This is a genomic window from Oceanicoccus sp. KOV_DT_Chl (assembly GCF_900120175.1).
Lineage (GTDB): Bacteria > Pseudomonadota > Gammaproteobacteria > Pseudomonadales > Dasaniaceae > Oceanicoccus.
The window spans coordinates 2,322,244-2,347,019 of record NZ_FQLF01000002.1; the positions used below are offsets into that span (position 1 = coordinate 2,322,244).

The window sequence follows — 24,776 nt, forward strand, 5'->3', positions numbered from 1 at the left end:
CCCACAAGATTTGACTACAAGGTAATAGACAATGGCATTAAATACCGTTGAAGAACTCATTCAGGATATTCGTTTAGGCAAAATGGTTATTCTGATGGATGACGAAGATCGCGAGAATGAGGGCGATTTGGTGATGGCGTCCGAATGCGTGAAACCGCAGGATATTAATTTTATGGCCAAACATGCCCGTGGCCTGATTTGTTTAACGGTCACCGAAGATCGCTGCCGTCAATTGAATTTGCCGTTGATGGTTGATGGTGCGAATGGTGCGCAATTTGGGACTAATTTTACTTTGTCTATTGAGGCTGCCGAAGGGGTGACTACCGGTATTTCAGCTGCGGATCGCGCTCATACTGTGCGTACTGCGGTAGCCCGCGGCGCCAAGCCAGCTGACATCGTGCAGCCAGGCCATATTTTTCCCATTATGGCGCAGCCGGGTGGGGTGTTAACCCGTGCCGGGCATACCGAAGCCGGTTGTGATCTGGCGCGTTTAGCAGGCTTCGAAGCGTCGGGTACTATCGTTGAAATTATGAATGAAGACGGCACCATGGCGCGTCGCCCTGAGCTGGAAAAATTTGCCGAAGAACACGGTTTAAAAATCGGCACTATTGCTGATTTGATTCATTACCGGGTAGTGAACGAACGTACTATCGAAAAAATTGGCTCGGGCAAAGTCAATACGGATCACGGCGAATTTGTATTGCACAGCTATAAAGATCTGTTAGCCGGTGAGATTCATCATGCTTTAGTGAAAGGTGATGTCAGCAACGGCGATGGTACATTGGTCAGAGTACATCTGGGTTCATCCATCCGTGATTTATTGGGTACCCAGCCAAGTGATACCCCAAGCTGGAATATCCAGCGATGTATTGCTCGCGTTGCGGAAGAAGGCTGTGGCGTGGTGGTGTTGTTGGCCCATAAAGAAACTCTGGACGAAGTGTTAACGAGTATTGAGATAGCGATGGGCAAAAAACCGGCGCCGCTGGCGACGGCTGACGGAAGTAATAATGCCTATATGACGGTTGGTTTGGGTTCGCAAATCCTACGCGATGTTGGCGTCAGTAAAATTCGTTTAATGGGGCCACCCATTAAATACAATGCGATTTCAGGTTTTGATTTGGAAGTGGTTGATTTTGTATCGCCTTAGCATGGCGCTGCCAAGGTTTTAGTCCAAAAAAACAGGTTTAGTCAGAAAGGTAAAATATGAAAGGTATAGACACGCCAGTTTATGATCCGTCGGTGTTAGCGGGTAAAAAAATCGCGATTGTCGTTACTCGCTGGAATACTTTTATAGTTGATAATCTGTTGGCCGCTGCCAAACAGCATTTAACCGCTAACGGTATTGGTGAGGGGGATATTGAGCTGATTATGTGTCCCGGTGCTTATGAAATACCGTTGACTTGCCAGCATGTGGCGGCAACCAATAAGTATGACGCGATTATTACGCTGGGTGCCGTTATCCGTGGTGGTACCCCTCACTTTGAATATGTAGCCGGTGAGTGTTCCAAAGGGGTTATGCAGGTGAGCTTGGATAGCGGTTTGCCGATTGCCTTTGGCGTACTAACAGTTGATAACGAGCAGCAAGCACTGGAGCGTTGCGGTGTTGGTGAAAATTCCGAAAACAAGGGTGAAGAGTCCGCTGCCTGTGTGCTTGAAATGCTTTGTGTTATCGCTAGTTTGTAATCGTTAATCTACCGCGTAGCTTGCCTGCGCTGTGCTCTTTATGTTGAAAGGTTGTTTCTAATGGTTGAAAAAAATCAACAGTCTCCAAAGTCAGAATTTAACCCTGCCGCGCGTCGAAAAGCCCGACATTATGGTATGCAGGCGCTTTATCAATGGCAGATGACGAAAGATTCACTGTCTGATATCGAATTACAATTTTTATCCGATTACGACTTTAGTCGCGTCGATGTGGAATATTTTCACGATATCATTCATCACGTTCCAGCAAGCCTTAATGAATTGGAAGAGGCGTTTATTCCGCATTTGGATCGTGATATTAAGGACCTTGACCCGATTGAGTTGGCCTTGTTGCGTTTAGGGAGTTACGAGTTAATAAAGCGTATAGATATTCCCTATAAAGTTGTTATCAATGAAGCGGTAGCCTTAGCGAAAAAATTTGGTGCGACTGATGGCCATAAATATATTAATGGTGTGCTGGATAAGTTGGCGCAGGATGTGCGGACTGTCGAGATTAAAGCTGGCTAGTATTTAAAATCTAACAATTACCTATAGTGGCTAATGTACCGTCGGCTGATAAATTTTAACGCCGCTTTTAAAAGTAGCTTTTGATGAATGATGCCCAGACACTAACAGAATTCGAAGTAATCCGGCGATATTTTTTGGGTGTCGGTGATGCCGCAACGGATGTGGTGGCATTAGGTATCGGCGATGATTGTGCGCTGCTGAATATTCCTTCTGGCCAACAACTGGCATTGTCAATTGACACATTGTTGGCCGGCCGGCATTTTCCCGAAGATGCTAATCCAGCTGATATTGGTCAGCGTGCGTTGGCAGTGGCTATCAGTGATTTAGCGGCGATGGGTGCAAAACCTTTGGCGTTTACTTTAGCGTTGAGTTTACCGGATGTTGACGAACGTTGGCTTGAGGCGTTTAGTTATGGATTGGCTGCGGCCGCCAAGCATTACCATATTCCCTTGATTGGTGGTGATACCACCCGCGGCCCTTTGAGTATTACCATTCAGGTACATGGCGCCGTCCCTGACGGTCTAGCGATGTTGCGGTCCAAAGCAAAAGCCGGGGATCGTATTTTTGTTACCGGGAGTTTGGGCGATGCCGCGGCAGCACTTGCGGTAATAGAAAAGCGCTTGAATGTCGATGCCGAGCAACAACAGTATTTGCTGAACCGATTTTACCGGCCATCGGCACGGGTGCAGTTGGGGCAGACGCTAGGGGCGATAGTGCATGCAGCGATTGATGTTTCTGATGGTTTGATGGCAGATTTGGGACATGTGATCAGGGCTTCATCTGTTGCTGATGAGGTGTTGTCGGCGGAGTTATATGTAGAGGCTTTGCCGTTGTCATCAGTGCTATCAACCGTGGTGGAAAAACCTCAGGCGCAACGTTATGCGCTGAGTGGTGGTGATGATTACGAGTTATGTATGACTGTAGCGCCTGCGAATAAACAGCTGCTAATCGATACTTGCCAGCAGTTTGGGGTGCCTGTGACAGAGATAGGACGAGTCCTTGTGAGTGAGTCCAGCTGCGTATACTGTCTGGGTTCACAAGGTGCTGTGCTTGATATTTCGCAGCATGGTTATCAACATTTTTAATTTGACAGGGTTTTCAGTTTATCTATGTCCGTCAACGCTAAAAAAATTCTGCTTAATCCTGTTCACTGTTTAGCTTTTGGTTTTGGCAGTGGTTTGGCACCCAAAGCACCAGGTACTTTTGGTACGCTAATGGCCGTGCCCTTGTATTTATTGTTGAATCAACTGCCTTTGGTTATCTATTTTGGTATCGTTGTACTGGCTTTCGCGTTAGGTATTTATCTATGCGGTAAGACCGCTGATGATTTAGGTGTGCATGACCATCCAGGTATTGTATGGGATGAATTTGTTGGATTTTGGATAACCATGATGGCTGCCCCAGCGGGTTGGCAGTGGTTGTTGTTAGGTTTTGCTTTGTTTCGCTTGTTCGATATCTGGAAGCCCTGGCCGATTAAAATATTTGACCAGACAATGGAGACGGGTTTAGGTATTATGATTGACGATGTGTTGGCGGGAATTTACGCATTAGTGATTATTCAAATAGCGTTTTTAGTCATCCGGTCGTTATAATTTAAAGGAGAAAATAATGAGCCATTGGACAAAGTTAAGTATTGTTGTAGCGGCATTTTTATTGCAAGCCTGTGCCACTTCAATTCCGAAAGCAGTGGTCGATTACAAGCCTGATTATGACTTTTCCGGGATTAAAACCTATGCGTTTGAAGCGGATAAAAGTAGTGCCGGTGAAAGCTTGGGGGCTGCAAGAATTCAACAAAACATTGAGCTGCAAATGCAACAGCGCGGGATTAGACCAGCGAATATAGCCGATGCAGATATCAGCATAAGGTTTTTGTTAGCAACAGAAAACAAGCAGGATGTTCGCACATATAATAGTCATTATGGTGGCGCTTATCGCTGCTGGCGCTGTGCACCGGTGATGGCAATGCCAACTACAGAAGTACGCGTTGTTGATTACACTCAAGGTACTTTGGTTATTGATTTTATCGATAAAAAATTACAGCGCACCGTTTGGCATGCTGTGAGTAAAGGTAAGATTCATCCCAAGAATACGCCACAGGAGCGTGATGAGGTGGCCCGTGCGGTTATTGAGAATATGTTAAAACAGTTTCCACCTGAAACCAGTGTAGAATAACGCGCCTAATTGGGCGGTAAGTCAGTACTTGGATACAACATCGTTCATTCATTGTTAGCCTGCGAGAAGCGTGTGAGTAATATTTATAAAAAAGATACACCTATAGTTTGGACTATTGGCCACTCAGATTCGTCTGGCGGTACTGGTGTGCAGGCTGATCTACATACTTTTCATGACTACGGTGTCTATGGTTGTAGTGTTATTACCTCGTTGGTAGCGCAAAATTCGTTTGCCTCTGGATATGCACTGGCAACCGAGCGTAAAAGTGTCGTCGCTCAAATCAATGCATTAGATAGTGATATGCCAGCCAAAGTGATTAAAGTGGCGGCAATCCCTGAAGCACAAGTGCTGGATTCCGTGGTTAAGTATCTGGATGATTTTGACGGCTTTGTGCTTTACGATCTGGAATTGGAAAATAGTGGCGAGCTATTAGCGCAGGTTGGTACAGCATTACAGGAAGATTTCTTGCCCCGTGTTGATTTGTTTATTGTGAACACTGATGAGGTTGTGGCGCTCACTGGTCGCACCATTAATAACGAAAGTTCGATGCTGGCGGCGGCTAACGATTTACTGAAGCAGGGTGCGCGTTCGGTCTTCATTACTGGTGCGCAACTAGTGGAACATGACGGTAAGCGTTTGGACTATTGGACTAATGGCGAGAACAGTTTTTGGCTGGCGATTGAGGCAATTAGTACGGTTAATAATCGCGGCGGTGGCAGCACGTTATCCGCAGCAATTACCGCAGGTTTAGCTAAAGGTATGGCGATTGATGAGGCGATTAAACTGGCCAAGGCTTATGTGACTCGTGGTATTCGCGAAGGTAATCAAATAGGCAGTGGCCCCGGTTCGGTAGCGCACTTGGGGTTGCCTGCCGCCGATGATGCGGATATCCCGGTATTGTTAACGTCCTTGTCTTAATCTTGCGAGTTAAATGCTATGCGCTCATTACTGCTTATCAGCTTATTGTTTGCTACAGCCTTGCCTGCCTGGGGTATGAATATTCAGGCCAAGGCGTTATTAAAAGGTATGGCGGTGTTGGATGTTGATGGCCAGCAGTACACGTTAAAAGTAGGCAAGCGCAGCCCTGAAGGCATTTTATTAGTCTCATCAACACCTAAGTTGGCGGTGATCGATGTCAACGGTCAACGGCGGCAACTGACCTTAAGTACCCTTATTACCAGCACTTATAACCCCACTGTTAAAACTGAAGTCGCTATTCCGCGTAACAATAACCGGCAATATATCACCAATGCCAATATCAATGGCAGGCGCACGCAGGTGCTGGTTGATACCGGTGCTAATTCGGTGGCTATGAGTAGTCAGGATGCCCGGCGTCTTGGTGTTAATTATAAAGAAGGCGAGCCCGGCCGTGTGGTTACTGCCAGTGGTGAAGCTAATGCTTATAGAGTTAAATTGAGTTCGATCAGTGTCGGTGGCATCACTGTGCAGAATGTGAATGCCTCGGTGGTGGAGGGGGATTATCCGGAAATGGTGCTATTGGGAATGACCTACCTGGAGCATGTGGATATGCGTGAGCAAAATGGCAGTTTGATTTTGCAGGCCAAATTTTAACTGGCGCAGCTATACTGAGGTACCTGCAGGGTTGAGGCTTCTTGCAAATATAACAGCAAGTGTGACCGGTGTTGCTCACAGCGCATTTATTTAGCTCGATGGCGGTCTTAGTGCCGCTTCCGCTTAGAATCCAGGCAAAGTCGTTGACACTTCTATTCTTAGATTTGGCCCACTCATTACAGCTTGTTTAAGCCTCATTCTTATATTCGCCACGTCGTGTTGGTGCTGATAGAATGTGCGCCCGCTCACCAGCCTCCTTAATCTTGCTGGGGTCGCGGTTATCATCAGGAGATTGTTTGTGACTGTACGCTATGTTGAATCCTCGAAACTACCCACGCAATGGGGCGAGTTTGATATGCATGGTTTTGAGGATAGCGGCAATGACAAAGAGCATTTGATCCTCAGTATGGGGGATATTGGCAACGGTGAGCCAGTATTGGCCAGAGTTCATTCCGAGTGTTTGACCGGTGATGCGTTGTTTAGCATGCGTTGTGATTGCGGTTCGCAATTACAAGCGGCGTTGCACCGTATCGCAGAAGAGGGTCGCGGTGCCCTGTTGTATTTACGTCAGGAAGGGCGCGGTATTGGGCTGCTGAATAAAATCAAAGCCTATAAACTACAGGATCAGGGAGCGGATACCGTAGAGGCCAATGAGCAATTAGGTTTTGGTGCGGATATGCGTGACTACAGCATCTGTAAAGTGATGCTGGAGCATTTAAATATTCAGCAAGTGAAACTGATGACCAACAATCCGCGCAAAGTAAAAGCGCTGGTTGATCAAGGGGTTGATGTGGTGGAGCGGATTCCTTTACAGACCGGTCAAAACCCGCATAACGCGAAGTATCTGGCGACCAAAGCAGGCAAACTCGGCCATTTGATGGGCGAGTAATTTCCAGTCAAACAATTTTACAATCTAACGAACAATCTCGGCAGTAGCTTTAAGCGGTGATAAGTGCTGTAGGCGCTGTTCGATCGCACGCTTAATTCCTTCGGCATCCAATTCACAAAACGCTAATTGCTGCTGATGGCTACCGTGTTCAATGTATTGATCCGGTAAGCCCAAGTGCATGATCGGTACACTAATACCCTGCGCATTGAGATATTCACTGACCCCAGCCCCAGCGCCGCCAGCGACGACATTCTCTTCCAGTGTGACCAGCAGTGTGTGGCTGCTTGCCAGTTTCTCGATCAGCGCATGGTCCAGTGGCTTAACAAAACGCATATCTGCCACGCTAGCGTTAAGCTGATTGGCTGCAGCAAGGGCGCCATCCAACAGCGTGCCGAAATTGAGAATAGCGACATTAGCGCCTTTGCGCCGGATAATACCTTTGCCAATGGCTAGCGCAGTCATCGGTTTTTCAATGGTTACATTCGGTCCCGTGCCTCTGGGGTAGCGCACTGCTGCCGGGCCGTGATGCTGGAACCCGGTATACAGCAGTTGTCGGGTTTCGTTTTCATCAGAGGGTGCCATAACTAACATGTTAGGAACGCAACGTAGATAGCAAAGATCAAAACTGCCGGCGTGGGTAGGGCCGTCTTCGCCCACCAGTCCGGCGCGGTCAATGGCAAATAATACATTCAGATTTTGCAGCGCGACATCGTGTATCAGTTGATCGTAGGCCCGTTGTAAAAAGGTAGAATAAATCGCCACTACCGGTTTCAAACCATCGCAAGCCATGCCTGCGGCCAGTGTGACAGCATGCTGTTCGGCAATCGCAACATCGTGATAGCGATCGGCAAAACGTTCGGCAAATTCAATCATGCCAGAGCCTTCTCCCATTGCTGGAGTGATCCCTATTAGCTTGTCATCAGCCTCGGCCATATCACAAAGCCAGTCGCCAAAAACTTGTTGATACTTTGGTCCTTTGATCTTGGAGGGGCTTAGCGCAGGGCTGACTTCAATTTTATTGATGGCATGATAGCCCACCGGGTCGAGTTCGGCGGGACCAAAACCTTTGCCTTTCTGGGTGATGATATGCAGCAATTGTGAACCAGGCAGGTCCCGCATATTGCGGATGGTGTTAATTAATGTGGGCAGGTCATGACCATCAATAGGGCCGATGTAATTAAAGCCCAGTTCTTCGAATAAAGTCCCGGGGGCTACCATGCCTTTCATGTGCTCTTCAACGCGGCGGGCAAAGTCCCAGGCTGGTGGAATCTTCGAGAGCACTTTTTTACTGCCCTGACGCAGGCCGGTGTAAGTTTTACTCGCCCAGATTTTAGAGAAGTAAGTATTGAGGCCGCCGGTGTTCCGTGAGATCGACATTTGGTTATCATTCAGAATCACCAGCATATCGCTATCGACATGGGACGCGTGATTGAGGGCTTCAAAAGCCATGCCGGCGGTCATCGCGCCATCCCCGATCACCGCTACAGTTTTTCGATCAAGCTGCTGGTGCTTGGCGGCAATCGCCATGCCCAGTGCTGCGCTGATGCTGGTACTGGAGTGGCCGACACCAAAGGTATCGTAGTCGCTTTCACCGCGTTTGGGGAATGCCGATAAACCATCTTGCTGGCGCATGCTGTGCATTTGTTCGCGTCGGCCGGTCAGGATTTTGTGCGGGTAGCCTTGATGGCCAACATCCCACACCAGTCGATCTTCAGGGGTGTTATAAACGTAATGCAAAGCCACGGTGAGCTCAACGACACCTAAGCCCGCGCCAAAGTGGCCACCGGTCTGGCCGACGGTATAGAGCAGGAATTCGCGCAGCTCATTGACCAGTTGCGGCAGTTGCTGTTCATCGAGTTCCCGCAGCTGTGCCGTTTCGTCGATGTTATCGAGCAGTGGCGTGTTGGGACGTGAGCGCGGTATTTCGTTGAACATAGGGTCTTTTACAGGGTCCGATTTGGTCTGCTCGCAGAAGGGCTAACGGGCAATGGCGGAATTGTAACGTAAAGTATTGTTATTTACTTGCTTTTGTCGATGCCGATTGCCGCTGTTAATGACTGCGATTAATGATGTATTGGGACAGTGCGCGCAAAGGGTCAGCCCCACTGCCAAAGGCCTGCAGGGCGTCGAGGGCTTGTTGGTGTAGGTCCTGTGCCAATGCTTTCGCCTGTTGAAGCCCTAGTAGTGCCGGGTAGGTAGGTTTATTGAGGGCAATATCGGCACCTTGGGTTTTGCCAAGGGTATCGGTATCACTCTCGATATCGAGAATATCGTCCTGTACCTGAAAGGATAGGCCGATGGCCTCGCCATAGCGGTCCAGAGCGGTCAGTTGTTGGCTGTCAGCTGCAGCCAGCGTAGCTCCCATCGCTATGGCGGCACGTATCAATGCGCCGGTTTTCAGGCGGTGAATGGTTTCCAAATGAGCTATATCGATGTGCTGGTTAACGGCTCTCAAATCAATGGCTTGTCCGCCGACCATGCCTTGCTGTCCTGAGGCCTTGGCCAACAGCCTGACCAATTGCAGCGCTATTGCTGGCTCGCAATCCTCCAGTTCTGTCAGCAGCTCAAAGGCGCGTGACTGTAAAGCATCGCCGGCTAAAATGGCGGTGGCCTCATCAAAGGCCTTGTGGCAGGTAGGTTGGCCACGACGCAGGTCATCGTCATCCATCGCGGGTAAATCGTCGTGAATTAGTGAGTAGGCGTGGATCATTTCCAGCGCGCAGGCGGCGCGATCCAGGTTGCTGGCCAACGTTGGTGAGGCACCGCCGACGGCATTGGCTGCGGCATAGACTAACAATGGTCGGACTCGTTTGCCGCCGTTCAGTAAGCTGTAGCTGATGGCTTGTTGTAAACGTTCTAAATAGGCGCTGCTATCGACAGTGGCGTAGGGGGAGTCAAAACTGCCGGTGTATTTTACCAGTGCCAGATTAATACGTTGGGTAGATTGTTGCCGGTATTGGTCGAAGGCGTTGCTGTCACTCATTCCTGCAGGTCTTCCTCGGCATCGAGGGCGACGGTTTTGAGTTTGCCGTTTTCAGCGATCAGCATTTGCACTTTTTGTTCTGCCTGGGTGAGTGCGGATTGGCACTCGCGGGTCAACTTAATGCCTTGCTCAAAGGCTTTCAGGGATTCTTCCAGAGACAGGTCACCATTTTCCATATCTTCAACCAGCTCTTCTAGCTGGTCGAGCGCTTCTTCAAAGTCGACACCTTTTTTGGCCTTGACCATGTAAATTCTCCGAGGATTTATCGCCCTTTTGACAGGCGCTACAATGCCGGCAACGTTAACCGAGCGCATGGGGTGGGTCAATGCTTACTGGCTATTTAGCGGCTTTTCTCCGGCAGCTGGCACTAAAGTCCGCCGAGTTAAGGCCGCTATCCTATAGAGATGTTTATTCCTTGTGCAATTGCGCAAAAAAGACTTTGTTTAAGTGTTATTAACCCCGCATAAGTTAGGTGCTTGCAACTGATAGCAGCTAGACTGTAAGCAACGGAAAATACCGTTTTTGCGAATGTGTATTTAAAATGTTCCAGCCAGTAAATCATTCAGGAGTCAGGTAGTGGATCTAGCAACCCTCATCGGTATGATTGGCGCTATGGCCATCATCATCACAGCGATGGTGCTCAGTGGCGGCGTCGGTATGTTCGTCGATATTCCTTCAGTGCTTATTGTTATTGTCGGCAGTATTTTTGTGGTCATGGCCAAGTTTGGTTTGGGTCAGTTTTTGGGTGCGGGTAAAGTTGCGGCCAAAGCCTTTATGTTCAAGGTAGAAGATCCAGCTGAGATTATTGATGAAATTGTCGGTTTGGCTGATGAGGCTCGTAAAGGCGGTTTGCTGGCGTTGGAGGGTAAAGAGTTAAGTAGTGATTTTTTGCAAGGCGGTATTCAGTTGTTGGTAGATGGCCACGACCCTGATGTGGTTAAGACACTGTTATCGAAAGATAAAGATAAAGCGGTTGAGCGTCACTCGAGTGGCGCAGATATTTTTGCGGCATTAGGGGATGTTGCCCCGGCGATGGGGATGATCGGGACTCTGGTCGGCTTGGTAGCAATGCTATCCAATATGGATGACCCTAAGTCCATCGGCCCGGCGATGGCAGTAGCACTATTAACGACATTGTATGGTGCGATGCTGGCTAATATGGTTGCGATTCCTATTTCCGACAAGCTCAGTATTCGTCGCGCTGAAGAAGAGATGAGTAAAAGCTTAATCATTGATGCGCTACTGGCCATTCAAGGTGGGCAAAATCCACGGGTGATTGACTCCATGTTGCGTAACTACTTACCGGAAAGTAAGCGGGCCAAAGCCGATGAGTAAGCCTGTCGGTGAGATGGTTGTGTAATCGCTTATGAGTGATGACGAAAACAATTGCCCTGAATGTCCGCCCCCGGGTTCCCCTGGCTGGATGGGTACCTTCGCCGACTTAATGTCGCTGTTGATGTGTTTCTTCGTTTTGTTGTTATCGTTTTCAGAAATGGATGCAATGAAATTCAAACGGTTGGCGGGTTCGATGGCGCAGGCGTTTGGTGTGCAAAACAAATTGGATGTTAAAGACCCTCCCAAAGGTACCAGTATTATTGCTCAGGAATTTAGTCCCGGCCGTCCCGAGCCAACGCCCATCAGCGAAATTTATCAGCACACTGACGATTTAACTGAATTGTCTTTAGAAGTGAACGACTCTAAAGAATACGATATCGAGGCCGGTATTGAAGGTCAGGAAGGTGGTGCGCCTGAGAAGCCTGAAGAGGTTGATGAGCAGGCCGTGATTGAAAAAATCGAAGAAATGATTAAACAAACGCAGCAGGATGCGCGAGAAATTGCCGAGGCTTTACAGGAACAAATTGCCAAAGGTGAAGTGGAAATAGAAACACAGGGGCGGCAGATTATTGTCCGTATTCGCGAGCGCGGATCCTTCGCTTCAGGTTCGGCCGAACTGACCGGGAATTATTTGCCGCTGTTGCAAGAGATGCGTGATGTGCTGGCAACGAAAGAAGGGTCTATTGCTATCCAGGGGCACACCGATGATATTCCGATAAACACTTCCCGCTTTCGCTCTAATTGGGAGTTGTCCACCAGTCGTGCAGTGTCAGTTGCCCATGCAATTTTTGATGGCGGCATTCTCAATCCGAATCGGGTCGAAGTCAGTGGCTTTGCCGATACCAAACCGCTGGCCAGTAACGAAACCGCTGAAGGGCGGTCTAAAAATCGTCGCGTTGAAATTGTTATACAGCAGGGCTTGGGTGGTCAGGCAATGAAACAGGGATTACAAGAATTAAAACGAAAGGACCCGGTGTTTTTTGAGTCGCTGGAGTTGCAAGACGAGGATGAAGGTCCGGCTTTTAAGCTCGATAAGAGTGATATTTTTTAATGTTATCCCTGAGATAAGTATTCCACATTATGATTGAAGAGCGACGCCGTTTTTTTCGGATTGAAGATTTTATGGGGGTTGCTTGCCGTCACTTGGGCGAGCAGGAAGCTAAAGTATTTTCCCGTCAACGCCGTGAGCAAGCTGGGCAATTTGATTTTGCCTCAAATTTTGATAATCGAATCCAGACTTTAGTTGATGCTTGTAAAATTCAGTCGCCGCTGGCTGCTGAATTAATTGACTTGATGAATAAGAAATTAAATTTTGTTATTCAGCAGTTGGATGTGGATTCGAGCTTGCTGCATCAAGTTGTGTTTACCCAGCGAATGGTCAGTGTCAGTGCTTGCGGCATGGGCTTTATGTACGAGCAGGCCTTACAGAAAAATACGTTTTTGCAATTAGATCTACAGTTATTACCATCTAAGCTGCAACTGGTCACATTGGCAAAAGTAATTGAGTGCAATGTATTATCTGCAAACGAGATAACGGATAATAAAACGCATTTCGTGCGTTTGGAGTTTCTTGAAATGAACAGTAATGATCAGGAGTTGTTAATTCAGCATATTGTTAAACGCCAATCAGGCCAAATCAAACAGCGTCGCGATGATAGTTAAATTCGTTGGGCCTAATTCGTCTTCTTGTAATAACAGTATCGATAACATCTAGTAATACTGGTGGGCTAGGTCTATAGTCATTGGTATCATCTGTTTATGATTAATCCATCCGTAAAGGATCAGCTTCTCTAAACTTGTTTAACACTGTATCGATTGATTCAGCGGCTGAAAGCAGGAGACGGGCTTGTGCAAATACTGCGTTTAAACAAAGCGGGTCAACCCATCGAGTGGTTACACTGGCAGGATGCGGTGTGTTTGTATTCCAGAGATTTGGTATGTTGGAGTTTGGGTGAGCCCATTTTTCGGATTCGCGGCGGCTTTAATCGCCATTTGTGTCAACAAACTCAGGTGGATTTGCCCAGCATTATTGCTTGTGGTGGTGATCAGTTGGCCAGACCTAAAGCTAAGCCGCCACTGAGTAACCGCGCCTTGTTTGAGCGTGATAATTATCAGTGTTTATACTGCGGGCATTTTTTTGAGGGTGCGCGGCTTACCCGCGACCATATTATTCCCCGCTCCAAAGGTGGTAAGGATGTCTGGGAAAATGTAGTGGCTGCTTGTCGACGTTGTAATCAATATAAGAGTAACCGCAGTTTGCATGAAACACAGATGGAATTGCTGGCTTTACCTTATCGGCCTAACCCCGCAGAGTATTTGGCACTAGTGAATAGTCGGAGGATATTGCCGGAACAAGCGGATTTTTTAAGTAAACAATTTTCATCGAATTGTCGTTGGCAGATGCCTGCGGTGGCATAGCTGTTATTCTATTAACTTTACTGTAGGACGTATTATGTGGCCCGCCTTTGTAATTGCTCTATTTGCCGGTTTTTTAATTGGTTATTTGTTCAGGAAAGTATTTTTTCGCGATGCTATTGTTATCAAACAATTGGATCGAGAATTAACAGAAGCTAGCGAGGCTTTAGAACAGGCAAGGTCAACGCAAAAATTATTAGAGCAGGAAAATGCCGATTTAAAATATCAGCTAGGGGAAGAAAAAAAATCCCGAGCCTACGCTGAAAGTAAATACGATCAAAGCCAGGATCCTAATTAATTTTCTGCTTGTTATTCTGCAATGTCTCCATCTTCTTTGGCCGCAGGGTTAGCTTCAGTTGCGGTGTTGTTGAGTTTCTTGATGCTAGTGGCCAGCTCTGATACTAACTCTGCACTTACCGCCCCTTTTATGGTGGCCGCAATGTTGCCCTCGGCATCCAGTAGCACCACTGTGGGCAGCTCGTTTAGAGGTAGTGACGCGCTATCGGCAAAACTTTGCAAGTCGTCAACAAACAACACTCCCGAATGGTCTGTGCTAACAGTGCCTTCATAAACGTCTGCCATGGCATTGCTGATAATGCCTTTGACAAAAAAGGGTGGGCTTTTCATGACCGGAAAGTGGTATGCGCTTATGGTGTTATCAAGTACGTTAGCCGCAACCAATTCTTTGTGCCAGGCAATTAATTGTTGTTGTTGTAATGTGCCATTTTCGCGATCGCTGCTCATGGCTAAAAATAATAAGCTTAGCGGCTTGCCTTGAATATCGTCAGGAAATAAAAACTTCTCGTCGTCAAAGGTTTTGCTTTTGATGCTGGGGAAGTCGGCTTGGGCGCCAAGGCTGCATAGAAGAAAAAGAAAGCCAAGCAAATGGGTTATAGTTGTGCGGCGCATAGATTGAGTTCCGTTGTGTCGGGGCTAGGTTATTAGGGTTTTACGTTAGCACAAACGTTTTAGATCTACTAAAAAGGGGCGCATGGCCCTTTGATTATTACTAATGATGATTATTCGATGTATTGTGCACCGAGTATTTCATCACCTTCTTCCCAGGTTAGAGTGCCGTGGGTCATATACTTCTCTTTTTGTGATTCCAAAAATTGCCAGGTACAGACCTGGGTGTAGTTATCATCTACTACCGCTTCACGTGACCACAGTTTGTATGACTCGGCGTAGCTGTGGCGAGTAGAATATAAATAGCGGCCATAGCTAAAACCATTACCAAACATATCGGGCCATGAAATTGATGGCTATTGCTGGTGCGGGTGCGCATGGCAGTCCATTTGCGGTTAATCACCCCTTCGACTTCAATGGTTTGCTCGGAATGAATCAGATTGATTGGCTTGTGATGGATAGTCACCTTGTTATGGCCGATTAATTCCTGTTGATCATTATAGACTTCAAATTCGCCAGTAAATTTACCTTCATTCTTAACCGGTAGATTGTAGGCTTTGCGGCCTAGTTTCTTTTCCTGGGCTAAAAAATCCGCGACTTTTTTCTGAGTAGCAGGATTGGTTTTGTGATCCTGGGTGACACAATAGATACCGTTAAAAACACCGACCAGAGTATCCCCTTCAAACAGCTGCGAAGAGTAAACTTGAATGCCTAAGTCTGGCACTACGTGGTTCATGGTACGAAGACCTACATTCCAGCCGGGGAAAAGTAATTGGAATCTACCAATAAACCGAACGGCGACCGGAACCTATAAAATCGGGGCCGGTATAGATGCGGTCTTGATCGGAATCGATAACGCCAAAGTTGAAGCGTGTCTTTAAATCAAAGCGTGTCATTAGCGGACCAACGGCATCAAAGTCGGTGTCCATCCAATAGGTGGTGCGGCCATCCTTGAATTCGCTAGCGCGGGTTACGTTGTTATAACCCACGTGAGTACCGTCGGCTTCAAATAGCGATGGGTAGCCGTGCCATTCGCCGGTGATGGCTTGTTGCCAGTTGCTGGGTTTTTTATCGTCTGCCATGTTTTTATACCTTAATTATCCGTTTGCTCTTATTAAGCTGTTACATATCAATCGCACGAGGTAATTGGCGGTTGCCACCCCACAGTGTAGTGACCAGACGCTCACAAAGCGCTTTGCCAAATAACGTTTCACCGACCACATTGGCGGGGTCAACTTCGGCTACGGTGCGTCTAACCATTAAGTCGCGCTCAGAAACAGCAGCCTGTTTTTCTAGCGGAACCGGTACCGCTTGATCCACCCAGTCCAGCCATAGATCCAGACGCTGATGTGAAATTTCACGTAGTCGCTGAATATTTTTTTCATTGTTGTCTGCGCTTAAGCATAAAGCGTTGGGGGTCAATGAAACGCGGTATACATATGGTGACTGACAAATTCTTTAAAATCGGGGTCAGCTTTCATGTCCAAAAACATTTTATTGGGGATGCCGTTGTAATATTTTTCTACGTAATCGACATCAGTGATGTAATCGATGCGGGGTAAAAAATCCATATAAGCGAATAGGTCGGGAGTGGTGCCCAGGGCAAAACCAAAGTTGGGCACGTCGTACTGTGGCCCTAAGGTAATGGTCAGGTGCATATTGGTGAAGCTGGCTTTTGGATTGCCGGTCCAGGCGTGAACCAGCCAGTCAATATCCTTGGAGGCGTAAGTGTTTAGCAGGCCGCCTGATTCTCCATCAAGACCTTTGTATTCACCGATGCTAGCGCCGTCTTGTTGCAGGTCAAAGCGCGCTTTGACTTTATCGAATAGCTCATTGGTGATCGCCCACAGTTGCTCAAAGGTGGCGGTGTTGTCTACGTCCTGGCTTTCTTTGAACATCTCTTCTATCGATTTAAGGACTTTGTCGGTCATGTTCTTACTCCTCTTCCGGCAGCTGTTGCGCGGGTGTGATCGTCATTGCTATCGTTATATTAACAAAAAGTTATATTGATATGTTTTTAAGCTATTTTAGCGTTTGTGCTTACTGTCTTGCAATCTTTTCCATGCTTAAAGTAGGGCAATATTGCCCATTAGGACAATGTTGCTAACGGGCTAGGATTCTTCATCAACCAAATGTTGCCAAATAGGGGATACAAATATATCGCCATGTACTGGGCCGTTGGGGCCTCTTGGGTCGCTAGGGTGGCGCTGTTCACAGGTAGGCGATAAGCGGCTGCCTTTAGCGGTGAGTGTCCTTACGGCTTTACCGTCGCGGTACAGCACAGTATGGCGGATGCGCTGCCCGGGCCCGGTGACAATAATAAAATCCGGCTCCAGATACACATCGGTTGATTTGTTAAGCTCGGAGGCGTTAAACGTTAGAATGCCTGGTCCGCCGGACATGCCAATATTATGGAAAGCACCAGGCCCCATTTCCTGAAACACCAATAACCCGTCTTCCATGGTGCCGGCAAAAGTTTTGCTCGTCAGCTCACGGCCACGAATATGGACGTTGGTCAGTTTCAGCCGATAGCCATCAAAATCGATATAGGCTAGATTATCAAACGGACTAGGGCCAGGTGTGCCAGCCCCTAAATCGCTATCCGTATTCAGTGGGGTGCCGTCCAGATTGTATAGTTCGATATGGTCATGCCAGATACCGCGCAACAACATCAAGTTATAGCCTACAGAGCCTATCGGGAAGGTGGGGAAGGGTTTCATAATCGAGTCCAAGGTGTTGATGTTAAAACTATAGGCTAACGGCCGCTGTTTGGGTGCGCTTGTTAGTCTTTGTGTAACAATAAGGTTGACGGCAAAGCCTAATGATATAACAATGATATATTGTTCGTTGAATACTATAGCTAAACTCAACTAACTGCCAGCCTAAAATTCAATCCTTGTGGAGTATGATCATGATCACCGTTGTTGTCACCGGTAGTACGCGCGGCATTGGCCGTGGTCTCGCAGAGAATTTTTTAACACGTGGATGTAATGTCGTCGTCAGCGCGCGTAATCAGCAGCAAGTGGAGGAGGCTATCGCGCAACTTGGTGCTGAATTTGGTGCTGAAAAGGTAGCTGGAATTGCCTGTGATGTGGCTAGTTATGAGGATCTGCAGGGCCTGTGGGATTGTGCTGAAACTGCATTTGGTCGGGTTGATCATTGGGTCAATAATGCCGGGCGTACGCTGGATCGCAGCCCGTTTTGGGAGGCTGAAAATGCTGAAATTGAGAGCATTGTCGCCACCAATCTCACCGGTTTATTGTTTGCCAATAAAGTGGCTATGCGTGGCATGATCAAGCAAAGTGATGGTCCACAAGGGAAGGGCCAAATCTGGAATATGGAAGGCTTTGGTAGCACGGGTATGACGCAGGCTGGTTTGGTTATTTATGGTTCGACCAAGCGTGCGGTCAATTATCTCAATAAGGCGCTGGTGAAAGACGCAAAAGATACCGGGGTAAAGATATGTACTGTCAGTCCCGGTATGGTGCTGACGGATTTACTGATCGGCGAATATGATACTAATTCCGAGGACTGGCGGAAGGTGCGCAAAACCTTCAACATTCTGGCGGATAAAGTTGAAACGGTTACCCCTTGGCTGGTTGATGGGATTTTGGCAAATAACAAAGACGGCGGCAAAGTTGAGTGGTTAACGACGCCTAAAGTGATCGGTCGTTTTTTGAAAAACTTGGTGGTTAAGCGCGATTTATTTGCCGGAATGGGTATCTAAGCGATTAAGTGCTCTTTATATACAAATTTATTTAATACAGGTTTATAGCATGGAAAATTATCAAATTGCTCGTCGGGCACAAATCGGTGTATTGATTCCTTCAACGAATACCGGAGTCGAATACGATTTACAAAAATTCGGTTTGGACGGGGTGACTTGGCATCCATCGCGTTTTTGGATTGAGTTAAAAAACTGGGCCGATGAAAAAGCGGCTACCGGTGATAGTGAAAATGTGGTGTTCGAACGCTTTCTGGATTTAATGCGTGATGAAATGCCACCAGCAATAAAAAATGTATTAAGCTCAAAAATTTCTCACCTGATGCTGGGGATGTCCGCAGAAACTTTCTGGGGCGGCAAAGAAGGTAATATAGAATTTGAAAAAGCCGTGCGCGAGCAGCTGCCTGCAGGTTTTGGTTTAACCACTGGCGCTACTGCCAGCCACGATGCGCTGCAGGCTTTTGGCGCCAAAAAGATTTCGGTTATCACGCCGTACCCACCGGTAGGCGATGACAATGTGCGCCAGTATTTCACTGAAATTGGTTATGAAGTAAAAGCAGTGAAAGGTTTGAATCGTCCGTCAGCAACAGCGATTGCTGAAACGTCGATTAAGGAAGTGATGGATGCAATAAAAGAAGTGGACGGGGATGACGTTGATGCTATTTTGCAGTGCGGTACCAACCTCTCTACCGTTGATATTTTCCCGACTTTGGAACACTGGTTGGAGAAACCGTTAATCCCCATCAATATTGCCACGGTATGGCATGCATTGAGAGCCTGCGGTATTAACGATAAGATCACAGGCAAAGGGCGACTGTTAGAAGAGTTTTAAGTTGTTGCCCACCTAACGTGAAGTTATTGGGGGCAGTTATGGATGAGAACACGCCGGATTATCCCGCCAGTTATTCTGAACAAGGTTTTTGGAAAAAACTGGCGAACTACGCCAAAACTGCGGGTAGTGAAGTAGTGGAGAGGGCCTTGTTACTTTACTATGCCGCGCAAAAACCCGCCGTGCCTGCTTGGGCAAGGGCTACCATTATTGCTTCGTTGGGCTATTTTATTTCGCCTATTGATGCTATCCCTGATTTAACTCCCTTGTTAGGTTATAGCGATGATCTGGGTGTGTTGGCGTTGGCGATTGCAACGGTGGCGGCCTATATCGATGATGAGGTTCGGCAGCAGGCAAAGGCGAAAATGCAGCAATGGTTTATGGGCGCTAATGAGGAGTAAGTGACTAGCGCCTATTGGGCTTTCGTGTTGCATAACCTTAGCCCATGGTAATCAATGGTCCTGCATTATTACGCTTCCATCCTTGTTGAGAAATCCCAGGCATTAATAGTTGTTGGTGCTATTTTAATCGCGTATTCGTCGTCAATTCTGCTTAACAGCCACTCTCTCAAAGGCTCATTGCTGTTGCCGAGGTAGCGATCTATTAATCGTGGCAATACGCCTTGCTCGTCTTTACTAATCTCAATGGTGGCTTTGCCGCGCACACCTTTATAAGGGTAGTCATTGGTGGCAATTTCGAATGCTACTTTTGAATTTTTACTGAGTACTTTAATGATGTGAGAATTTTTATGGGATGCCGACCAAAAACAGCCATCGCTATAGTAAAACCATAAGGAGCAGACTAAAGGAAAATCGTCGTGGTCAATGCACGCCAAACGAATGGGGATGTGCTGCAATTGAATAAATTGTTCAATCTCACTTAGATGCCACTGGCTTTTTGGGTGAATTTTCATAGTTGTTTGTCCAGGTTTTGAATGCTGTTCCGGGCGTGTTGTTTTGATATACGTCGCAATAGTTAGATGAGATTGTTTTGATTTACAGGCAGTACGGTGTAGCTGATAAGAAGCTTGAACTGGTATGGCTATGAGTTAAGTGAGTTGCGCTTCAGGCGGGCGTTGATTCTGGTTTTTGGTGGGCCTAAAGGTATAGCGCTGCGCTGCTACGGTTGCTAGCAGCGCCAATGGCAATTTTTGAGCGCGAGTAAATAAGCGGCTAGTGATTTAGGCTTGAGTATCTATTTGTGTGCCTACTCTTTCATTGGGGTCAGCCTGACGTGGTTCAGGACGCTCATTTTCTCTTGGGGCCTCGGCGCGTTCAGGCTCTGGCTCTGGTCGCTCGGCGCGTACTTCTTCTTGTTCCCGGGGTGGGGGGGGGAGGGTTTGTACCGGGACTGGTGGTGGGCTATTACTGCTGATCGCATCGGTCATGGCTAGCTCCGCTGATTGGTTGTGCTGAACGTGTTTATTAAACCGTGGCCGATCATTTTAACAGTTGTTGTTTAAAAAGTGTACGTTCGTTTTTTTGCTTGTTAAGTTTTTCCGTAAGTGGCTGATAATATTGATTTTTTAGTTTATTTAGAGTGAGTCTTTGGGTTCGAATGTAGCGTTTTTTCTAGTCAGTAGGTGTGCGGCTGCCGGCAGAGTGCAGATTGAAGTACTTATCGATGGTGTTGATCGGTGCAAAACTCTAAAATCGCTGCCTTTAAATTTTCTATTATCCAAATAGTTATGTAATGGGAGCTGATGTGACAAAAATTATTCTTGTGGTGGCAGTGGCAATTGCACTGGTGTTTTTTCTCTTACGGGGTGCTGGCGGTGGTAAAGCCGCAGCAGAAAATCAGCAAAAGGGCACAGCTTTTATGTTGGATAATCAAGCGCGTGAGGGTGTGCTGACAACGGCTTCCGGTTTGCAGTATCAACGATTAGTGGAAGGTAGTGGCAAGGTTCATCCTGCGGCTAACGCTGTCGTAAAGGTGCATTATCACGGGACTTTAATTGATGGCACTGTGTTTGATAGTTCAGTACAGCGGGGGAGCCAATAGAATTTGGTTTGCATCAAGTGATAAAGGGCTGGACTGAAGGGTTGCAGCTAATGGTAGTGGGTGAAAAAGCCCGCTTGGTTATCCCTTCAGAATTGGCTTATGGTAACCGTGCTACCGGTAAGATCGGCCCCGGCTCAACATTGGTTTTTGAAGTAGAATTATTGGCTATCAACTAGTCGATTAATGGTTTGACCGACTAGTTGATAGCTAAGCTGGTTTAAATTAATGCCCGGCCGATAGCTGGGCATTTTCATTTAAGGGGACAATTTTATCCTTCACCAAAATTGCCCATACCAGAACTACCAGCGCCATTGCGCCCATAAATACAAACGGGCCTTGACCTAGCCAATTGTCAAATAACCAGCCACCCACTACTGCAGAAATTAAAATACCAACACCGCCACTTAAGTTGAAGAATCCCATCACTGAGCCGCGTATTTTTACCGGTGTCTGTTGCGAAATTAACACCGCGCTAGTAATGATGCAGCCAACTTCCGCCATGCCGATAAAGGCGGCACAGACAAGCATGCCAGCACTAAAGGGGTCGGAAACGAAGTAGGTGCCGCAATAACCAATAACCGAGCAAACCAGCGTGATAATCAGTGCGGTGGTGCGATTAATGCGGTCGGTTAGGATGCCGAATACAGGGGCTGATAGCAGAGCAATAGATTGAGCAATACCCAAAATCATACCGGCTTTGGCAAGTGCGTCGGCGCTGGACATGGCTTTTTCTTCAATCCCGTAATCTTTAAGCCAGAGCGTAAAAAAAGCGCCAACCAGGGCGACATTGCCGCGGGCGATGAATGAGGCGCCGTAAGCGAGTGCGACACCAGGGTCCTTACCGGCAGTCAGGCCTTGTTTCGCGAGTGACAACATGCTTTCAGATTTGCTGCCAGCAACCTGTACCACTTCAATTTTTTTCAATCCAAACCACATGATTACTGCGGTTACTATGGCGATAATTGCGGCAGTATTATAGGTCGCATAACCCGCCTCAATGGGGTCCATACCCTGACCCTGAAAAAAAGCTGGTAGTTGAAGCAGGATAAAAACACTCAACATAGCGCCCAGTCCGTTCCCCATTCCCAGTAGTCCTGATGCTTTGCCGCGGCTATTGTCTCTTGCGTAGTCCGCCATCAGGGTGATGATGATGCAGCTATAAGCGCCGATACCGGCGTTAAAAATAATTCTCGCCACGATCAGTTCGTCATAGCTGGTGACGCGAGGGTATAGATACATGCTTAAGGCAACAATTAAATAGCTGCCTGCCATCAACGGCCGTCGTCCAATTTTATCTGACAGTGTGCCCCAGATGCCGGTGGTTAGGATGATGGTGATCTCACCATAAAAAGCCAGATTACCGGTAATCATGCCCTGTTCTGAGCTGGGTATTTTCAAAAATTCATCGAGAATATAAGGTTGCAGCTGTGGCGTGAAAGCCGCCAGCATAATGCCGGTAAAGCAGGCAAAGTAAAAAGTGACCATATTGCCAAAGCCGACGCCTTCATTGAGATCAATGAAACCAAGGAAGGTGTTCGGTCGTGCAGTGGGGGAGTTTGTTGTGCTCATTAGTGTTATTAACTCTCTACAGGGCGGGTTGAGTATCGTTGTTTTTCTATGCGCCCAGCACAATAGTTGCTGTTAGCACTATGACAAGATAACAGGATTAGCAGATTGTACGCAGTCATGGTTAAAAACGATCAGTATTGGCGATATTGTTCTGGTGCGCCAGTCTATGGCAGGTGCGAAAGAATAACGTTTAAGAATTGTTAAGTTATTGAAAATCCAATCAAACCAGTGGCTTTGCGGGTTGTGAAAAGTGCTGATTGGCGGCATTGTGACTATCGTTGGAATGAATAAAAGGTATAATGTTATTAGTTTATATCATTTGCGGATTTTGTCTCTGATGGCATGATCGGGATAAGTCTACAGAAGTGGTTCCGCAGTAACCCCCTTGGCTCTTGTTTAGAGCTGAGTTTTAAGTGAAGAGTTTGACTGATGAGTGAGAGTTCAACAATCCGTGTAGCGGCCGCCCAGTTTCATATTGGCCATGATCTTGATGAGAATTTACAGACCTGCTTACGAATGATTCGTAAGGCGGCTGAGTGTAAGCCTGACCTGATTGTTTTGCCTGAGTTTTGTAATCACTTGTCCTGGTATGAAGATCAGCAACATTGTGATCGAGTATCCGTCAGCCTGGATGGTGATTGGTTAAAAGCGATTGCCGCTGCGGTGAAAGAAGTGGCTACCTATTTGGTCATCAATGTGACAGTGCTGCGTGAAGATGGCGCTTGTACTGGCACTTCCTTGCTGTATTCCCCTAAGGGAGAATTGCTGGCCGATAACGATAAGCAGATTTATATTGGCCATGAGAATGATTTTCTGCGTCCAGCTCAGGTTGAAGGCCCGATTATCGACACGCCTTTAGGTAAGTTGGGAATGTACGCTTGTATGGACGGGGTGATAAATGAAACCCCTCGCTGCCTGAGCCTGAATGGCGCGCAATTAATTTTAAATAGTGTGAATTCCTTTGCCCCTGATGAAGGTTCTCTGCATATGCCGGTGCGGGCAGCAGAGAATCGGGTGTTTATGATAGCCGCCAATAAAGTTGGCCCTTTGATCCCTGATTTTTTAATGGATCCTGTAAGTGAGGCGACCGGAATCCCCAAGCCGTTTTTATGTGGCGCGGGCGATAGCCAAATTGTGGCGCCTGATGGCACGGTGTTAGCTATTGCCGGTAATGAAGAAGAAGTTATTTTTGCCGATATTAATCCCGCTGATGCACTTAATAAAGTAAATGCCAGTGGCACCGATATTTTTGCCAGCCGCCGCCCGGATTTGTACGGGGTCATTACCACTGATCCGGCGAGTCAGCCACAGTCTGAATATCGTGGTGCCGAAAAAGCCTCCGCTGCGATGATTCAATTATCGCAAACAGGCCCTGCTGCTATAGAGGAGGCAATTGAATATGTTACTAAAGCCGTTGCAGATGGCGCTCAGGTAGTGGTATTGCCAGAATTGTTTTTTGTTGCCGATAGTGCCAATCCTGATTTAATTGCTGCAGCAAAAGACTCTCAGGCGTTAATAGAAAAGTTTACTGCTATTGCAGGGCAAGCCGTGGTGGTGTGCTCATTGGTGGTGGTAGAAGCTGCGGAATATTTTCATACCACCGTGGCGATTGATCAAACCGGGGTGATTGCTGCACAAAAGCAATTACATGCATGCGCGCGTTTAGCCTGGTCGGCCTTAGGCAATGACGTCGTTACTGTTAATACAGATTTTGGTCGCTTGGGTTTAGTGACGGGTGGCGATACTATTTACCCGGAAATGTTCCGCTTGGTGGCTATGCAAGGCGCCGAAGTGGTCGCTGTGCCGTTTGCAGTACAGGAAAAATGGGAGCTGGAAACTGGCCTGATTGAGCGTGCTGCTGAAAACCGATTGAATGTAGTGGCGGTCACTCAGCCATCGCCATTAGGTTGTAGTTTTGCTAATAAGCTACACAAAGATTTTACCGTTATGACGCCGTGGCAAGAGCGGGCGTTCGATGGTAATTTGACCTACCCGATTATTACTAAGGCCGGTATGGCTGCGGGTATTACCTTGGCAGAATTAACGCCGATTAATGCTCAGGATAAAGTTGTATCCCTTGGTACCGATTTAATTCGCAATCGTCCTTGGCGAGTAGCCGGTGCGATTAGCAGGCAGTAATCTATTGGTAACCAAGTCGTTTAAAAGATTGTAT

Annotated in this window: 30 protein-coding genes and 1 pseudogene; 19 read left to right on the top strand and 12 right to left on the bottom strand. The window is 47.3% G+C overall.

Features of this window, described 5'->3' with window-relative positions; translation table 11 throughout:
• The first annotated feature begins 31 nt into the window (after window positions 1–31).
• The 9 genes from ribBA (at window position 32) to ribA (ending at window position 6,841) form a co-directional block, all read left to right on the top strand.
• Entirely contained in the window at window positions 32–1,147 is a 1,116-nt protein-coding gene (gene ribBA / locus UNITIG_RS14740) for a bifunctional 3,4-dihydroxy-2-butanone-4-phosphate synthase/GTP cyclohydrolase II (protein ID WP_101759070.1), read from the top strand.
• Between the two features lie 56 nt (window positions 1,148–1,203).
• Complete coding sequence (gene ribH / locus UNITIG_RS14745) at window positions 1,204–1,683, top strand: 6,7-dimethyl-8-ribityllumazine synthase (RefSeq protein WP_101759071.1); 480 nt, start codon at window positions 1,204–1,206, stop codon at window positions 1,681–1,683.
• Window positions 1,684–1,743: 60 nt separating this feature from the next.
• Window positions 1,744–2,208, top strand: coding sequence for a transcription antitermination factor NusB (nusB, locus tag UNITIG_RS14750; protein WP_101759072.1), 465 nt, complete (start codon window positions 1,744–1,746; stop codon window positions 2,206–2,208).
• 83 nt (window positions 2,209–2,291) lie between these two features.
• On the top strand, window positions 2,292–3,293 hold the full coding sequence (gene thiL / locus UNITIG_RS14755; protein WP_101759073.1) for a thiamine-phosphate kinase: 1,002 nt from the start codon (window positions 2,292–2,294) through the stop codon (window positions 3,291–3,293).
• A 24-nt stretch (window positions 3,294–3,317) separates the two neighbouring features.
• Window positions 3,318–3,800 carry a phosphatidylglycerophosphatase A gene (locus UNITIG_RS14760; protein ID WP_101759074.1) on the top strand — a complete coding sequence of 161 codons (483 nt, stop codon included), beginning with the start codon at window positions 3,318–3,320 and terminating at the stop codon, window positions 3,798–3,800.
• Between the two features lie 16 nt (window positions 3,801–3,816).
• The gene (locus UNITIG_RS14765; protein WP_101759075.1) at window positions 3,817–4,380 is read left to right on the top strand and encodes a DUF4136 domain-containing protein; all 564 of its coding nucleotides are present in this window, start codon (window positions 3,817–3,819) and stop codon (window positions 4,378–4,380) included.
• A gap of 72 nt (window positions 4,381–4,452) precedes the next feature.
• Entirely contained in the window at window positions 4,453–5,298 is an 846-nt protein-coding gene (locus tag UNITIG_RS14770) for a bifunctional hydroxymethylpyrimidine kinase/phosphomethylpyrimidine kinase (RefSeq protein ID WP_159931168.1), read from the top strand.
• Window positions 5,299–5,316: 18 nt separating this feature from the next.
• Window positions 5,317–5,952 carry a TIGR02281 family clan AA aspartic protease gene (locus UNITIG_RS14775; RefSeq protein WP_235015402.1) on the top strand — a complete coding sequence of 212 codons (636 nt, stop codon included), beginning with the start codon at window positions 5,317–5,319 and terminating at the stop codon, window positions 5,950–5,952.
• A gap of 298 nt (window positions 5,953–6,250) precedes the next feature.
• The gene (ribA, locus tag UNITIG_RS14780) at window positions 6,251–6,841 is read left to right on the top strand and encodes a GTP cyclohydrolase II (protein ID WP_101759077.1); all 591 of its coding nucleotides are present in this window, start codon (window positions 6,251–6,253) and stop codon (window positions 6,839–6,841) included.
• 24 nt (window positions 6,842–6,865) lie between these two features.
• Here the strand turns inward: ribA and dxs are convergent, their stop codons facing one another.
• From dxs to UNITIG_RS14795, 3 genes are all read right to left on the bottom strand, one after another.
• Entirely contained in the window at window positions 6,866–8,776 is a 1,911-nt protein-coding gene (gene dxs / locus UNITIG_RS14785) for a 1-deoxy-D-xylulose-5-phosphate synthase (protein ID WP_101759078.1), read from the bottom strand.
• 115 nt (window positions 8,777–8,891) lie between these two features.
• Entirely contained in the window at window positions 8,892–9,824 is a 933-nt protein-coding gene (locus UNITIG_RS14790; protein ID WP_101759079.1) for a polyprenyl synthetase family protein, read from the bottom strand.
• Window positions 9,821–10,069, bottom strand: a complete 249-nt coding sequence (locus tag UNITIG_RS14795; protein ID WP_101759080.1) for an exodeoxyribonuclease VII small subunit — start codon at window positions 10,067–10,069, stop codon at window positions 9,821–9,823. Before UNITIG_RS14795 ends, UNITIG_RS14790 begins: the two co-directional genes overlap by 4 nt.
• 331 nt (window positions 10,070–10,400) lie before the next feature.
• Here UNITIG_RS14795 and pomA point away from each other — a divergent pair, with 331 nt between their 5' ends.
• The 5 genes from pomA (at window position 10,401) to UNITIG_RS14820 (ending at window position 13,872) form a co-directional block, all read left to right on the top strand.
• Entirely contained in the window at window positions 10,401–11,159 is a 759-nt protein-coding gene (gene pomA, locus UNITIG_RS14800; protein WP_101759081.1) for a flagellar motor protein PomA, read from the top strand.
• A 31-nt stretch (window positions 11,160–11,190) separates the two neighbouring features.
• Window positions 11,191–12,210, top strand: coding sequence for a flagellar motor protein MotB (locus UNITIG_RS14805; RefSeq protein ID WP_101759082.1), 1,020 nt, complete (start codon window positions 11,191–11,193; stop codon window positions 12,208–12,210).
• 29 nt (window positions 12,211–12,239) lie between these two features.
• Complete coding sequence (locus UNITIG_RS14810) at window positions 12,240–12,821, top strand: PilZ domain-containing protein (protein WP_101759083.1); 582 nt, start codon at window positions 12,240–12,242, stop codon at window positions 12,819–12,821.
• Between the two features lie 186 nt (window positions 12,822–13,007).
• The gene (locus UNITIG_RS14815; protein ID WP_200821304.1) at window positions 13,008–13,577 is read left to right on the top strand and encodes an HNH endonuclease; all 570 of its coding nucleotides are present in this window, start codon (window positions 13,008–13,010) and stop codon (window positions 13,575–13,577) included.
• 34 nt (window positions 13,578–13,611) lie between these two features.
• Window positions 13,612–13,872, top strand: coding sequence for a hypothetical protein (locus UNITIG_RS14820; protein WP_101759084.1), 261 nt, complete (start codon window positions 13,612–13,614; stop codon window positions 13,870–13,872).
• Between the two features lie 11 nt (window positions 13,873–13,883).
• Here UNITIG_RS14820 and UNITIG_RS14825 read toward each other — a convergent pair whose 3' ends face one another.
• From UNITIG_RS14825 to UNITIG_RS14845, 6 genes are all read right to left on the bottom strand, one after another.
• Entirely contained in the window at window positions 13,884–14,483 is a 600-nt protein-coding gene (locus UNITIG_RS14825; RefSeq protein ID WP_101759085.1) for a hypothetical protein, read from the bottom strand.
• Between the two features lie 238 nt (window positions 14,484–14,721).
• Window positions 14,722–15,216, bottom strand: a complete 495-nt coding sequence (locus tag UNITIG_RS24430; RefSeq protein WP_235015403.1) for a hypothetical protein — start codon at window positions 15,214–15,216, stop codon at window positions 14,722–14,724.
• Window positions 15,217–15,259: 43 nt separating this feature from the next.
• Window positions 15,260–15,562: a hypothetical protein gene (locus UNITIG_RS24435; RefSeq protein ID WP_235015404.1), complete on the bottom strand. Its 303-nt coding sequence runs from the start codon at window positions 15,560–15,562 to the stop codon at window positions 15,260–15,262.
• Between the two features lie 40 nt (window positions 15,563–15,602).
• On the bottom strand, window positions 15,603–15,902 hold the full coding sequence (locus UNITIG_RS14835) for a hypothetical protein (RefSeq protein ID WP_101759086.1): 300 nt from the start codon (window positions 15,900–15,902) through the stop codon (window positions 15,603–15,605).
• The gene (locus tag UNITIG_RS14840) at window positions 15,899–16,411 is read right to left on the bottom strand and encodes a hypothetical protein (RefSeq protein WP_101759087.1); all 513 of its coding nucleotides are present in this window, start codon (window positions 16,409–16,411) and stop codon (window positions 15,899–15,901) included. The genes UNITIG_RS14835 and UNITIG_RS14840 overlap by 4 nt, the downstream gene beginning before the upstream one ends.
• 180 nt (window positions 16,412–16,591) lie before the next feature.
• Complete coding sequence (locus UNITIG_RS14845) at window positions 16,592–17,350, bottom strand: hypothetical protein (RefSeq protein WP_235015405.1); 759 nt, start codon at window positions 17,348–17,350, stop codon at window positions 16,592–16,594.
• Between the two features lie 41 nt (window positions 17,351–17,391).
• Between UNITIG_RS14845 and UNITIG_RS14850 the strand changes: the two genes are divergently transcribed.
• Genes UNITIG_RS14850 through UNITIG_RS14860 form a run of 3 tightly spaced genes read left to right on the top strand, consistent with a single transcriptional unit; the run spans window position 17,392 to window position 19,434 of the window.
• Window positions 17,392–18,207, top strand: coding sequence for an SDR family oxidoreductase (locus tag UNITIG_RS14850; protein ID WP_101759088.1), 816 nt, complete (start codon window positions 17,392–17,394; stop codon window positions 18,205–18,207).
• A gap of 49 nt (window positions 18,208–18,256) precedes the next feature.
• Complete coding sequence (locus tag UNITIG_RS14855; protein ID WP_101759089.1) at window positions 18,257–19,036, top strand: Asp/Glu racemase; 780 nt, start codon at window positions 18,257–18,259, stop codon at window positions 19,034–19,036.
• Between the two features lie 38 nt (window positions 19,037–19,074).
• Window positions 19,075–19,434, top strand: a complete 360-nt coding sequence (locus UNITIG_RS14860) for a YkvA family protein (protein WP_101759090.1) — start codon at window positions 19,075–19,077, stop codon at window positions 19,432–19,434.
• 68 nt (window positions 19,435–19,502) lie between these two features.
• Here UNITIG_RS14860 and UNITIG_RS14865 read toward each other — a convergent pair whose 3' ends face one another.
• Both UNITIG_RS14865 and UNITIG_RS14870 read right to left on the bottom strand, forming a co-directional pair.
• Window positions 19,503–19,946: a pyridoxamine 5'-phosphate oxidase family protein gene (locus UNITIG_RS14865; protein WP_101759091.1), complete on the bottom strand. Its 444-nt coding sequence runs from the start codon at window positions 19,944–19,946 to the stop codon at window positions 19,503–19,505.
• A 267-nt stretch (window positions 19,947–20,213) separates the two neighbouring features.
• A complete protein-coding gene (locus UNITIG_RS14870; RefSeq protein ID WP_101759092.1) occupies window positions 20,214–20,420 on the bottom strand; it encodes a hypothetical protein in 207 nt (68 codons plus the stop codon).
• A 431-nt stretch (window positions 20,421–20,851) separates the two neighbouring features.
• Between UNITIG_RS14870 and UNITIG_RS14875 the strand changes: the two are divergent.
• Window positions 20,852–21,210: pseudogene (locus UNITIG_RS14875) on the top strand (FKBP-type peptidyl-prolyl cis-trans isomerase).
• Window positions 21,211–21,256: 46 nt separating this feature from the next.
• Here the strand turns inward: UNITIG_RS14875 and UNITIG_RS14880 are convergent.
• Window positions 21,257–22,603, bottom strand: a complete 1,347-nt coding sequence (locus UNITIG_RS14880; RefSeq protein WP_235015406.1) for an MFS transporter — start codon at window positions 22,601–22,603, stop codon at window positions 21,257–21,259.
• A gap of 429 nt (window positions 22,604–23,032) precedes the next feature.
• On the opposite strand from UNITIG_RS14880, the gene UNITIG_RS14885 reads away from it, so the two are divergent.
• On the top strand, window positions 23,033–24,742 hold the full coding sequence (locus tag UNITIG_RS14885; protein WP_101759094.1) for a carbon-nitrogen hydrolase family protein: 1,710 nt from the start codon (window positions 23,033–23,035) through the stop codon (window positions 24,740–24,742).
• Window positions 24,743–24,776: the final 34 nt, after the last annotated feature.

What these genes read in the sequence shown, in the direction of transcription:
- ribBA (WP_101759070.1), top strand. Translation starts at nt 32, where the DNA reads ATGGCATTAAATACCGTTGAAGAACTCATTCAGGATATTCGTTTAGGC.
- ribH (WP_101759071.1), top strand. Translation starts at nt 1,204, where the DNA reads ATGAAAGGTATAGACACGCCAGTTTATGATCCGTCGGTGTTAGCGGGT.
- nusB (WP_101759072.1), top strand. Translation starts at nt 1,744, where the DNA reads ATGGTTGAAAAAAATCAACAGTCTCCAAAGTCAGAATTTAACCCTGCC.
- thiL (WP_101759073.1), top strand. Translation starts at nt 2,292, where the DNA reads ATGAATGATGCCCAGACACTAACAGAATTCGAAGTAATCCGGCGATAT.
- UNITIG_RS14760 (WP_101759074.1), top strand. Translation starts at nt 3,318, where the DNA reads ATGTCCGTCAACGCTAAAAAAATTCTGCTTAATCCTGTTCACTGTTTA.
- UNITIG_RS14765 (WP_101759075.1), top strand. Translation starts at nt 3,817, where the DNA reads ATGAGCCATTGGACAAAGTTAAGTATTGTTGTAGCGGCATTTTTATTG.
- UNITIG_RS14775 (WP_235015402.1), top strand. Translation starts at nt 5,317, where the DNA reads ATGCGCTCATTACTGCTTATCAGCTTATTGTTTGCTACAGCCTTGCCT.
- dxs (WP_101759078.1), bottom strand. Translation starts at nt 8,776, where the DNA reads ATGTTCAACGAAATACCGCGCTCACGTCCCAACACGCCACTGCTCGAT.
- UNITIG_RS14790 (WP_101759079.1), bottom strand. Translation starts at nt 9,824, where the DNA reads ATGAGTGACAGCAACGCCTTCGACCAATACCGGCAACAATCTACCCAA.
- UNITIG_RS14795 (WP_101759080.1), bottom strand. Translation starts at nt 10,069, where the DNA reads ATGGTCAAGGCCAAAAAAGGTGTCGACTTTGAAGAAGCGCTCGACCAG.
- UNITIG_RS14805 (WP_101759082.1), top strand. Translation starts at nt 11,191, where the DNA reads ATGAGTGATGACGAAAACAATTGCCCTGAATGTCCGCCCCCGGGTTCC.
- UNITIG_RS14810 (WP_101759083.1), top strand. Translation starts at nt 12,240, where the DNA reads ATGATTGAAGAGCGACGCCGTTTTTTTCGGATTGAAGATTTTATGGGG.
- UNITIG_RS14820 (WP_101759084.1), top strand. Translation starts at nt 13,612, where the DNA reads ATGTGGCCCGCCTTTGTAATTGCTCTATTTGCCGGTTTTTTAATTGGT.
- UNITIG_RS14825 (WP_101759085.1), bottom strand. Translation starts at nt 14,483, where the DNA reads ATGCGCCGCACAACTATAACCCATTTGCTTGGCTTTCTTTTTCTTCTA.
- UNITIG_RS24430 (WP_235015403.1), bottom strand. Translation starts at nt 15,216, where the DNA reads ATGAACCACGTAGTGCCAGACTTAGGCATTCAAGTTTACTCTTCGCAG.
- UNITIG_RS24435 (WP_235015404.1), bottom strand. Translation starts at nt 15,562, where the DNA reads ATGGCAGACGATAAAAAACCCAGCAACTGGCAACAAGCCATCACCGGC.
- UNITIG_RS14840 (WP_101759087.1), bottom strand. Translation starts at nt 16,411, where the DNA reads ATGACCGACAAAGTCCTTAAATCGATAGAAGAGATGTTCAAAGAAAGC.
- UNITIG_RS14850 (WP_101759088.1), top strand. Translation starts at nt 17,392, where the DNA reads ATGATCACCGTTGTTGTCACCGGTAGTACGCGCGGCATTGGCCGTGGT.
- UNITIG_RS14855 (WP_101759089.1), top strand. Translation starts at nt 18,257, where the DNA reads ATGGAAAATTATCAAATTGCTCGTCGGGCACAAATCGGTGTATTGATT.
- UNITIG_RS14860 (WP_101759090.1), top strand. Translation starts at nt 19,075, where the DNA reads ATGGATGAGAACACGCCGGATTATCCCGCCAGTTATTCTGAACAAGGT.
- UNITIG_RS14865 (WP_101759091.1), bottom strand. Translation starts at nt 19,946, where the DNA reads ATGAAAATTCACCCAAAAAGCCAGTGGCATCTAAGTGAGATTGAACAA.
- UNITIG_RS14870 (WP_101759092.1), bottom strand. Translation starts at nt 20,420, where the DNA reads ATGACCGATGCGATCAGCAGTAATAGCCCACCACCAGTCCCGGTACAA.
- UNITIG_RS14880 (WP_235015406.1), bottom strand. Translation starts at nt 22,603, where the DNA reads ATGAGCACAACAAACTCCCCCACTGCACGACCGAACACCTTCCTTGGT.
- UNITIG_RS14885 (WP_101759094.1), top strand. Translation starts at nt 23,033, where the DNA reads ATGAGTGAGAGTTCAACAATCCGTGTAGCGGCCGCCCAGTTTCATATT.